Consider the following 11540-nt stretch of genomic DNA (forward strand, 5'->3'; position numbering starts at 1 on the left):
CCCAGCTCCCAGGCCTGCTGGGCGCGGTCGGCGACCTGGTCGAGGGAGAGCGTGTACGCGTCGGCTCCCGGGACCGCGTCCCCGGTGTACGTGAACCGAAGACGCGTGTAGGGAGCGATCAGCGGCTCGCCACAGGGGGACACGGACAGGACCACCGCCGCCGCGGCCGCGATCAGGGGCGCACTCCGCAGCGGCGCCGTCCGCCCGATCAGGTATGCCAGGCATGAGTACGCCGCGATCATCGCCCCGCCGACGGCCATCGTGTCGAGCGGCGCCCGGCCCGCGGGCTCCTGCGGAAAGGGCGACGACACCATGACGGTCATGGCCAGCAGATAGCCGGCCAACGGCCACAGGACTCCGGAGGCCAGCCCCATCGACTCCCGGGCCGCACCGCTTCGGGCGGACGTCTGCGCGGCCCAGTCGGCGTCGTCGCGTCGAGCCGACCCGCCCTGCCATCCAGCCAGCAGTACCGCGAAGCCCACGCCGACCGTCCTCGCGGACAGTCCGCACAGCTCACCGATGGAGACCCAGCCCGTGTCCCGCCACATGCCCCGGGCGTACAGTCCGTCCCAGACCACGGACACCATCGCTCCGGCCACGACGAACGCGGCCGCCGGACCGGCCTGCCGCCGCAGGTTCGCCCTGAGCACGATGCCGAACGGGGTCCGCTGCTTCGGGAACATGCCCTCAGGAGGGCTGGGAGGCGGCCGTCGGTTCCTGGGGCTCAGGGGTGCGAAGTGGCGCAGGGGGAGCGCGCGGGGCGCACACTCACGACCTCCCTGGACTCGCTCACACTTACACCCCCCTGAACTCGCGGACACGCACAACATCCCCTGAACTCGCGCGTCCTCACGACACCCATGGAATCGAACCGGTTCGACGTCGCCCCCGCCGAACGGTCGCGCGCACCTGATACAGGGCGTCTCGCCCCGCAGCAGGACAATCCGCACGATCCATCCCGCTCCCCGGCTCTCCTTGCGTCCGGGGTATTGCTGCGGGAATTCACCGGTGTTAGCTTCCTGCGAACCGATTCGATGGAGTGATCCTTCCGACGACCCGAGTCCACCCCCCACGACCTGTTGCCGTGCCCGGCGCCGGCCCGCCCCCGGGAAGCCCCCGCCCTCCGGGGACCGCGACATCGAACCGATTCGACGTCGCGCGCCACCGGGTCCTGTTCAGCGGCCCGGCAGAGGGCCGGCTGCCACGGGCCGGCGCGGGCCGACCGGGACCGTAACTCACAGGATTGAGGACGCAGTCCATGTCATCCGCGTCATCCGCGTCATCCGCCGACAGTCCGGGCCGCCGCCGAGCGTCCGCCGCCGCGGCCCTGGCCCTCGGCGCGGGCCTGCTGGCCGCTCCGGCCGTGCCCGCACAGGCAGCCGAGGCACCCCAGCCCACGGCCCGCTACACGTTCAACGAGGACGACCTCGCCTCCGGAAAGATCGCCGACAGCTCCGGCAACGGCCTGACGGCGAGCCTCGTCAACGGCGCCACCGCTCGGGCCGTCGAAGGAGCGGACGGCGGCAGGGCGCTCGCCCTGCCCGGCGGGGCGCCCGCCTCCGACGGCGCCTACGTGCGCCTGCCCCGTGAAGTGCTCGGCGACGCCACCGACCTGACGGTGTCCGCCCGCGTGAAGTGGGGAAACGACACATCGTCCTGGCAGCGGATCTTCGACCTGGGCGCCGACACCACGAAGTACCTCTTCACCACCCCGTCCAACAACGGCGGAGTGCTGCGCACCGCCGTGACCACCGGCGGAGGCGGCGCGGAGGCCCAGGTCTCCGGGTACGCGGCGCTCCCCGCCGACTCCTGGCGCACGGTCACGGTCACCCTCGACACCACGGCCGGAAAGGTCACCACCTACCTCGACGGCGTCGCGGTCTCCTCCTCCGCGACGAGCGTCAAGGCCAAGGACCTGCTGGACGGTTCGGCCACGGCCGCCGGCTACATCGGAAAGTCCTTCTACCCCGATCCGCTCCTCAAGGGCGCGATCGACGACTTCACGGTGTGGCACTCGGCGCTCAGCGCCGAGCAGGTGGCGGGCGTGGTGGGCGAAGTCCCCACGCTCCAGGCGCTGTCGCAGACGTCCTTCGACGTCCGGACCACCACGGGGACGGCCCCGCCCCTCCCTCCCGCGGTCCGCTCCTCCTATTCCGACGGCTACGACCGTGACACCCCGATCGTCTGGGACGCCGTGCCGCCGAGCGCGTACGCCCGGCCCGGCACGTTCACGACTGCGGGCACGGCGGCCGGGCGCCGGGTCACGGCCGCCGTCACGGTGGTCCGCGAAGGCGAACTGACCGTCGACCTCGGCTCGGACACCGGAGCCTTCCACGGCGGCGCCTCCGGCACCCTCTACGGCGTGTACGGACCGGACGTCCCCACCGACAACCTCATCGAAGGCATGGGCCTGCGCACGGTCTCCACCAAGGCGCAGGACGGCCCCCAACACCCGGGAGCCGACGCTCTGGAGGTGGTCGGGCCACTGGCCGACTCCACCGACGGCGATGTGTACATCTACATGACCGACATCCACCGCGGGTTCCCGTACGAGTGGCCGGGCGAGACCCCCGCGGAGAAGGTGAAGCTGTACGAGGAGAAGATCGCCAAGCAGGTCGACCAGGTGCTGCGGCTGCCGAAGCGGTACCAGGACAACATCGTCTTCGTGCCGTTCAACGAGCCCGAGGGCAACATGTTCGGCACCGGCGAGTGGAGTTACGACAAGGTCAGCTGGCTGAACTCGCCCGCCGCCTTCTTCGCCGCGTGGGACTCCGCGTACAAGCTCATCAAGGGCAGGATGCCCGACGCCCGCATCGCCGGCCCCAACACCAGCATCCTGTACGACCAGGTGAAGGGCTTCCTCACGCACACCCTCGCCGCCGGCACCCTCCCGGACGTGATCACCTGGCACGAACTGAGCCACCCGGAGGCCGTGCGCGCCAGCGTCGCCACCTACCGGGCCTGGGAGAAGGACCTGTTCAAGGGAACCGCCCGGGAAGGCGCCCGCCTGCCCGTCAACATCAACGAGTACGCCTTCAACTACCACACGTCCGTCCCCGGCCAGATGATCCAGTGGGTCTCCGCGATCGAGGAGTCCAAGGTGGACGCCGACATCGCGTACTGGAACATCGACGGCAACCTCTCCGACTCCGCCGTCCAGTCCAACCGCGGCAACGGGCAGTGGTGGCTGCTGCATTCGTACGCCTCCATGAGCGGCCACACCGTCACGGTCGCCCCGCCCTTCCCCGGCCGGAACTACACCATGCAGGGCGTCGCGGCCCTCGACGAGCAGAAGAAGCAGGCGCGGCTGCTCTTCGGCGGCTCCACCGGAAAAGGCCACATCACCTTCGCCGGCATCCCGAAGAAGGTCTTCGGCAAGAGCGTCCACGCCTGGATCCGCGAGATCGAGTGGAGCGGCCAGATCGGCGACAGCCCCGGTCCGAAGCTGCTCGCGGAGACGAACCTGAAGGTCGGCGCCGACGGCGCCGTGTCCGTCGACTTCGGCGACGGCACCCTGCCGCCGCTCAAGGAGTCCTCGGCGTACGAGATCGTCCTCAGCCCGGCCGGGAAGGCGAGGGCTGCGCAGTCCGCGCCCGTGCGCTGGCAGGGCTCGTACGAGGCCGAGGACGCCGCCCACACCGGCTCCGGCTACTCGAAGAACGGCCCCGAGGGCTCGACGAGCGACGTGTCGAAGTTCTACACGTCCGGCGGCTACGACGTGGGCGGCCTGCGCACCGGCTCGGACGTCGCACTCGACTTCCCCGTGGACGTGCCGGAAGACGGCGCCTACGACCTGAGCGTCTTCGCCAACTCCCTCAACACCTACGACAAGATCGAGGAGCAGGGGCCCACCAACGTGTTCCTGCGGGTGGACGGCGCGGCGGACAGCGAGCAGGAGCTGTACCTGCCGCTCGGCTACAAGTGGGTGGTGTGGGACCACAGCGACACCAAGGTCAGGCTCACCAAGGGCAAGCACATCGTGACGCTCGCCGCGAAGAGCCTCGACGGCAGGCGCGCCACCAAGGGCGACGCCATCGTGGACCGGCTGACCCTGTCCCTGCCGGACGCCTCCGCCGGCACGCAGGTGTACGAGGGCGAACTGGCCTGGCTCGGCGGCGGTTCGCGTCCCGTCTACGACCTGCCGGAGCGGGCGGCCACCGGCTCCGGCGCCGCCCGGATCCCGAAGAAGGGAACCGCCACGTTCTGGGTCTACTCCCCCGCCGACCGTGAGGCGACCCTCGAGATCGGCGCCCTCGGCGGCGCGGACGCCCGTGTCTCCGTCAACGGGCACGACGTCCTGCGTCTGGACAAGCACGCACGCAGCGTCGCCGTCTCCCTCTCCGGCGGCGTCAACAAGGTGACGGTGACCGGCGGTTCGGGGGTCACCCTGGTCGACCGCCTCACGGTCACCCCGACCGACGGCGCCCTCAGGTCGCGCACGTACGAGGCTCAGGACGCCCGGCTCGCCGGCTCGGCCGCCCTCAGCCCGCTCACCCTGGCCACCGGCGGCACCGCGATCAGCGGCATCGGCGGCGACCCCGGCAACGGCAACACCGCCACGTTCACCGTCACCGCGGACAAGCCCGGCCTGCACGCACTGCGCATCCGCTACTCCAACCCCGAACAGTCGCCGGCCACCCACTACAACCCGGACCCGCTCACCCGGCACGCCGACCTGACCGTCAACGGCGGCGAGACCCGGCGGGTCTTCTTCCCGCACACCTTCCACCAGAACGAATTCTGGGAGCTGACCGTCCCCGTCCAGCTCGAGAAGGGCCGCAACACACTCACCTTCCGCTCCGAGGAACTCCCGAACTTCGACGGCGCCACCTACGCCTCGGACACCTTCCCCGGCGTGCTGCTCCGCTCCCGGTACGCGCCGTTGATCGACCGGATCGTGGTGGCGCCGTACGCGAAGGAGGTGCGATGAGGTGAGCCGCGTCAGCGCCGGCACGGCGCGCGCGATCGCCGGACGGCGGGGCGACGCCGCCCGCTGACACCGTCGCCAGGCGCCCGGGGCCCGTCGCGCCGACGGCCCCGGGCGCTTCGCCGTCGACGCCCGGACCAGCGCAAACGGGGCCAGGGCCGTGTTGTCGGTGGGCTGAAGTATTCTTCCCGCCTCTGCCCACCGACCCTGAGGATCACGAGAGTTGTCAGGCCTGTCTGCTTTCCCGCTGCCCTTCCACGCTTCTGGCTCCATGGCGCTCGCGAAGCCCCGCACCCTGCGGGAAGTCCAGATGATGCAGTGCAGCTCGCTCATCCGGGCCAAGCCGCAATGGTTCCTCAAGGTGAACGACGCCGACATCGTCGCCAGATGGACGCGGGAAGCGGTCGACCAGGGCCTCACCGAAGCGCAGGTCCGTTACGTGCTCGCCGAGCTCCGGCACTACGCCGCACTGCGCGACGCCCGAACCGGCGTCGAGGTGTCCGCCGTCGACGGGGTGTGGCAGTCGGACGCGCTGGTCGACGACGGGCTCAGGTCCCGCCTGCGCGAGGCCGTGCGGGTTCTGGAGCAGGTCCCCGAAGCCGAACAGGACTGGCATCCCGGATCCGACGGCCAGGTGCTGGATCTGGTGCATCCCTCGATGTTCTGTCTGGTGAGAGAAGTGAGCGGGGCCCCGGAGCAGGCCTGGCGGAACCCGACGAACAGCTACTCGAAGCACGAGTTCTCGGAGAGGTTCCAGTGGCTGCCGACGGACGTGGACGTCAGTGACGACGGCCACGTCACCTTCCGTTCGTACGTCAACAACGTCCATCCCGAGACCCATCGTGAACTGGCCGCCGTCCTGCCGGACCTGTTCGCGCGCCTGCGCCCCCTGTTCGAGAACGTGCTCACCGATCTGCGTCATCCACGGCCCCTGCGGATCGAGGTCGATCCCTACGGGTGGTACGACTCGGAGCCGGAATACCCGGACAGGGCGGCCTACCCCGATGCCGGGTCGTACGCGGACGCCCGGGAGGCATGGACGGAGGCCCACGAGCACTGGTGGGAGAACCGCCGCCCGATCGTCCCGGACGCACCGGCGTTCACCCCGCCCGAGTCGCCCGACGCCTCCGCCCGGGTCGACCTGCGCGGCCGGCGTCTCCAGGTCATCGTCAAGCTCGCCGCCATTCACCTCACTCCGGACAAGCCCGAGTACCCGGGCGGCTCCTGGCATGTCGAGGGGATGATGAACGAGCGGATCGTGTCGACCGGCATCTACTACTGGGACAGTGAGAACATCACCGACAGCCGGCTGAGCTTCCGGGCGGCACTCGACGATCCGCACTACGAGCAGAACGACGACAACGGCCTGCGTGAGGTGTTCGGCCTGGAGGACGAGGACGCGCTGAACCAGCCGCTGGGATCGGCTTCGACCCCGGCGGGCCGGTGCCTGGCGTTCCCGAACGTCCTGCAACACCGTGTCGGATCGTTCCGCCTCACGGACGCCGCCCGGCCGGGACACCGCAAGATCCTCGCGTTCTTCCTGGTCGATCCGTCACAGACCATCGTCTCCACATCCGATGTGCCGCCTCAGCAACCGTGGTCGGACACCTCGACCATGACGCTCGAACAGGCCGAGAACTTCCGCGAACAGCTCATGCAGGAACGCAAGTTCTTCGTCGACGAACACAACGAGCAGCTCTTCGAACGGGAATTCTCCCTCTGCGAGCACTGACCGGGATCGCGCGCCGGAGCCGGGGAGGCATTGAGTGCCGGGCGCAGGGCCGCGATACTGACGCCCTGCCCACAGGGGATCAAGGGAGAGCAGATGAGCCAGGTCGTCACCGGGACCATGGTGCGCGTCGAGAACGTCCACAAGTCGTACGGCCAGGGAGCCGCCGCCGTCCACGCCCTGCGCGGGGTGTCGTTCGACATCCCGCGCGGTGAGATCGTCGCGCTCAAGGGTCGCTCGGGCTCCGGGAAGACCACGCTGCTGAACATCGTCGGAGGACTCGACACGCCGGACCGGGGTCGGGTCACTGTGGACGGCCTCGACCTGTCGGAGCTCGGCGAGGACGGCCTGCTGGGGCTGCGCCGGGACCGGATCGGCTTCGTCTTCCAGTCCTTCGGCCTCATCCCGATCCTCACCGCCGCGGAGAACGTGGGCGTGCCGATGCGCATGCGCCGGGCCGCCGTGCGCGAGCGCGAGGAGCGGGTCGAGCTGCTGCTGTCCCTGGTGGGCCTCGCCGACCACGCGGCCCAGCGGCCCGGGGAGCTCTCCGGCGGTCAGCAGCAGCGGGTCGCCATCGCCCGGGCGCTGGCCAACAACCCCTCGCTGCTGATCGCGGACGAGCCCACCGGCCAGCTCGACGCGGAGACCGGCCATGCGGTGATGCAACTGCTGAGGGCGGTCGTGCGCAGCGAGAACGTCACCGCTCTGGTGGCCACCCACGACGCGACGCTGCTCGACCTGGCCGACCGGGTGCTGGAGCTGCGCGACGGCGAGATACGGGACGAGACGAGCGAGCGGGCCGAGCCGTCGCCCGTCACCTGACGGACGCACCGTCGCCGGTCGGCCGTCACCGCGCGGGGAGGCGTCGAGCCGCCCGCCTGCCCGCCGTCCGGTGACGGCCGGTGATCAGCTGTGCCCGCTGTCGTCCGGCCATACGGTGATGTGGTCCTCCTCCAGATCCAGCGCCACCCGGTCGCGCATGCCGAGGGCCCTCGTGTACTCGGCGGGCAACTGCAGACGGCCGGCCCGGTCGAGCATCGCGTACTCGCGGGCGACCAACGTCTCGTGTCCGGTGGCCTCGTCGACCTCGCTGCGGCGCAGGACCTCCGTGGAGGTGCGGCCGTCGCGGATGGCGACGGTGCGGCGGACCTCGGTGGCCACGGCGCGGTCGTGGGTGACGATGACGATCGTGGTGCCCAGTTCCTCGTTCGCCGTGCGGAAGGCGGCGAAGATCTGCTCGGCGGTGTGGGAGTCCAGCTCGCCGGTCGGTTCGTCGGCGAGCAGCACCGCCGGGTCGCACGCGAGGGCCACCGCTATCGCGACCCGCTGCTGCTGACCGCCGGACATCTCCTGCGGGCGGCGGTCGCGGCAGTCGGCGACCTGGAGCAACTCCAGCAGTTCCAGGGCGCGTTCGGCGCGAGCCCGGGAGCGGCGCCGCCCGCCCGCCAGTTGGAGGGGCAGGGCGACGTTCTGGGCCGCGGTGAGATACGGCAGCAGGTTGCGGGAGGTCTGCTGCCAGATGAAGCCGACCGCCTTGCGCCGGTAGTGCAGGCGGTCCTTCGCGGTCATGGCCAGCAGGTCGTGGCCGGCCACCCGGGCCACGCCGGCGGTGGGGGTGTCCAGGCCCGCCAGGATGTTCATCAGGGTGGACTTGCCGCTGCCCGAGGCGCCCACCAGGGCCATGAGTTCGCCCTCGCGGACGAGCAGGTCGAGGCCCTGGAGGGCCTGTACCTCCACGCCGTCCGCCGAGAAGATGCGGACCAGACGGTCGCAGGTGATCAGGGCGTCGTGACCGTACGCGGGCCTGGCGCGGGTGGCGGTCGCGTCGTCGGTCAGTTCGGCGAGGGTGGGATTCGTCGTCATCTGGCTCCTTGGACGTGGGGGCCGCGACCGGCCGGGTGTGCGCGCCGGGCCGACGCGTGCGGGCGGCGGCCGCCGGGGGCGCAGGGGGCTGTCCTTCTCACCTGGCGTCGTCTGCTCTCACTCACCGGGCGTCGCCTGCTCTCAGCTCCCGCACCGCGCCTCTCCTCCCCGCCCACCACGCCTGTACGCCGGCGATTCCCACCGTCATCGCCACCACGGCCAGCGTCGGCACGGTCAGGGACCAGGGGTCGGGGTTGAGCAGGGTCTGTTCCAGGGGCGCGGCCGAGGGCGGCAGGGCCGCCGCGGTCAGGTCCATGCCGGGGGCGAGCAGGCGGATCGCGCACCAGCCCGTCAGGACGCCGCCAGTCGCGGCGAGCAGGGCCTGGGGCAGGGACTCCAGGACGAGCAGGCGGCGGCCCTGTGCGCGGGTGAGGCCCATGGTGCGCAGGCGGGCGAGCAGGGCGACGCGCTCGGGAGCGGCGCGCAGGAGTGACAGGAGCAGCGCGAGCACGGCGTAGCCGGCGCCTGCCGCCACCGCCGCGGTGTAGAGGTGCTCCACTCCGGACTGGAGCGGGGAGTCGACGTAGCGGGCCCGTTCGTCGGCCCTGAGGCGGACCGACGCCGCGTCCCCGACCGCCTCGCGCAGCGCACGGCCGTCCACTTCGGGGCCCGTCACCAGCAGCGTCGTCGGTTCGGCCGCCGTGGCGTCGAGTCCGGCGCGGTCCACCACCAGGAAGTCGGCTCCCGGCACGGCGGGGGTGATGTCCCTGACGAGGGCGACGCGGACGGTGACGCTGCTGCCGTCCTCCAGGGTGACGGGGAACGGCGACGAGCCGTGGGCGTCGGCGACCCGCGGGGAGGCCACGGCGGGCAGCACGGCGCCGGCCCCCGGCTCCCCCGGGCTCTTCTTCACGTCTCCTGCGGAGAAGGCGCCGAGCCCGGTGCGCCTCGTCAGGTCCGCGTAGCCGGCGGGGTCCACGCCCACCAGGGGCACGGACTGGCGGCCGTCGTTCGGCTTCGCGTCGTAGGCGATGCTCACCGCCGCCGCGTCCCGCACGCCGGAGACGCGGCGCACCCGGTCGGCCAGTCCCGCGGGCAGGGGGTTCACGGTCGCCTCCACGCGGGCGTCGGCCCCGACGGCGAGGAGCGCCGAGTGGTCCCGGGTCTCGCCGATGCCCGCCAGGACGGAGCCGCCGAACGAGGCCGTGGTGAGGGCGGTGAGCAGGGCGAGCAGGGGCAGTGCCGCGGACGCGGAACCGCGGCCGGCCCGGGCCAGGGCCAGATGGCCCACCACTCCGCGCGTGCGGCCGGCCGGTCCGGCCAGGCCGCGCAGCGGAAGGGGGTAGAGGCGGACCAGGAGCAGCGCGGCGATCGCCCCGACCAGCACGGGCGCCGCCGAGATCAGCTGATCGCCCGACCCGCCGGACGTGCCCTGCCGACGCAGGGTGACCACCGCGCCGGCGGCGACCGTCACCAGCGTCAGCTCCGCGACCGTGCGCCGCCGGGACGGTCGCGTGGACGTCACGTCCTGGCGGAGGGCGGGGACGCGGACGAGTCGGTGGGCGGCCGCCCCGCGCAGGGGCAGTGCGACGCAGGCGAACACCGTGCACGCGAGGGCGGCCAGTACGGCGGGCAGGGTCCGGGCGCCGGGGAGGGCCCACAGCGCCACGGCCAGGCCGAGTGCCCCGGACGGGACGGCGAGCACCGCCGTCTCCGCGAGCAGGCGGGCGGCGAGGCCGGACAGCGAGGCGCCTCGGGCGCGCAGCAGGGCCAGTTCGGTGCGGCGGCGGTCGGCGGCGAGGCCGGCCGCGAGCGCCATGACGACGGCGGCGACCGTGCCGCTGCCGAACGCCGCGACCGCGATCAGCGGGGAGACGCCGGCGTGCAGGCGGGAGTAGGAGCCGAGCACGTCGTCGAGGCCGGTGTCGGCGTCCATGAGGGGGTCGGTGGCCGTGCGGATCTGCTGCAGGCCGGGGCCCGACACCAGGGCGGCGAGTGCGGACTCGAGAGCGCCCAGGTCACGGTGGCGCAGGGTGTGCGGGTCGGGGGCCAGCCGCCAGTAGCGGTAGGGCCTGCCCTCGGTGCCCAGCAGCGCGGGGGCGGCCTCGGGCGGCAGCAGCAGGGCGCCGAGCCAGTACCGGGGCGACTCCGGGTCGACGGGCGCCACTCGCATCAGCACGGGCGTGCGCAGCAGGGTGTCCGTCGCCCAGTAGGCGCCCGCCCGGTCGCGGGGTTCGACGATTCCCGTGACCCGGACGGCGAGCGCGTCCCGGCCCGCTCCGGGGACGTGCAGGACCGACCCCAGGGTGATGTGCAGGCTCTTGGCGGTGTCCGCGCTGACCGCCGCCTCGACCTCGGGCGTCGTCGTGGTGACGGTGCCGGACGTACGGGGCAGACGGCCCTCGCTCAGCCGGGCGTGGTCGGCCAGTCCCGCCTGGGCGACGAGGGCGACCCGGGCGGGCAGCCCGCTCGGCCGGGGCAGCCAGGGCTCGGGCACCGGCTGGTTGAGGGAGGTGACCACGCCGTAGGAGGACTGGGCGGGGTCGGGGACGAAGGGGCGCCGGACCGCGCCGAGGATGCTGTCGTAGTCGCGCTGCACGGTGGCGGGGCGCAGTGCCTGCTCGCGCTGCTCCTGGGGCAGGTTCGGCAGCGGGGCCGGGGCGGTCAGGCTGACGACGCTCCGGAAGTGGGGCACCTGTTCGACGGAGTGGCGCAGGCCGGCGTCCTCGTACCGCTCCAGGGCGCGGGGGAACGCGGCGGCCAGGCAGGCGGTCACCGCCACCAGCAGCGCGAGTGCGAGCGCGGCGCCGGGGGCGGACCGCAGGCGGGTGCGCACCCATGGGGCGACGGCACGCTTCGGGCGTCTGAACGGGATCACCATGTCACTCCCCCTCGCGCAGCGCCTGCACCGTGTCGGCCTGTCGCAGCGTCAGCAGCGCCACGACGACGACCGGGACGGCGGCCACGGCCGCCACCAGGGCGGCCACCCGCAGCGGCGGCAGTACCACGAGCAGATCGGGC

General features: G+C 72.4%; 5 protein-coding genes and 1 pseudogene. 3 read left to right on the top strand and 3 right to left on the bottom strand.

Annotated features, from left to right (window positions below):
- Window positions 1-683 (bottom strand): annotated as a pseudogene (locus ABT300_RS35885) (hypothetical protein); the annotation flags it as partial.
- A gap of 575 nt (window positions 684-1258) precedes the next feature.
- On the opposite strand from ABT300_RS35885, the gene ABT300_RS35890 reads away from it, so the two are divergent.
- The 3 genes from ABT300_RS35890 to ABT300_RS35900 all read left to right on the top strand — a co-directional run bounded on the left by ABT300_RS35890 (window position 1259) and on the right by ABT300_RS35900 (window position 7478).
- On the top strand, window positions 1259-4930 hold the full coding sequence (locus ABT300_RS35890) for a LamG-like jellyroll fold domain-containing protein (RefSeq protein ID WP_351684999.1): 3672 nt from the start codon (window positions 1259-1261) through the stop codon (window positions 4928-4930).
- Between the two features lie 220 nt (window positions 4931-5150).
- Complete coding sequence (locus tag ABT300_RS35895) at window positions 5151-6659, top strand: DUF4246 domain-containing protein (RefSeq protein ID WP_351685002.1); 1509 nt, start codon at window positions 5151-5153, stop codon at window positions 6657-6659.
- A gap of 93 nt (window positions 6660-6752) precedes the next feature.
- Complete coding sequence (locus ABT300_RS35900) at window positions 6753-7478, top strand: ABC transporter ATP-binding protein (RefSeq protein ID WP_351685005.1); 726 nt, start codon at window positions 6753-6755, stop codon at window positions 7476-7478.
- Between the two features lie 84 nt (window positions 7479-7562).
- On the opposite strand, the gene ABT300_RS35905 is transcribed toward ABT300_RS35900, so the two are convergent.
- Window positions 7563-8519: an ABC transporter ATP-binding protein gene (locus ABT300_RS35905; RefSeq protein ID WP_351685007.1), complete on the bottom strand. Its 957-nt coding sequence runs from the start codon at window positions 8517-8519 to the stop codon at window positions 7563-7565.
- A gap of 121 nt (window positions 8520-8640) precedes the next feature.
- Window positions 8641-11400 carry an FtsX-like permease family protein gene (locus tag ABT300_RS35910; protein ID WP_351685009.1) on the bottom strand — a complete coding sequence of 920 codons (2760 nt, stop codon included), beginning with the start codon at window positions 11398-11400 and terminating at the stop codon, window positions 8641-8643.
- Between the last annotated feature and the right edge of the window lie 140 nt (window positions 11401-11540).

Origin of the sequence: Streptomyces sp. NPDC001027, from assembly GCF_040299045.1 — a bacterium.
Classification (GTDB): domain Bacteria; phylum Actinomycetota; class Actinomycetes; order Streptomycetales; family Streptomycetaceae; genus Streptomyces.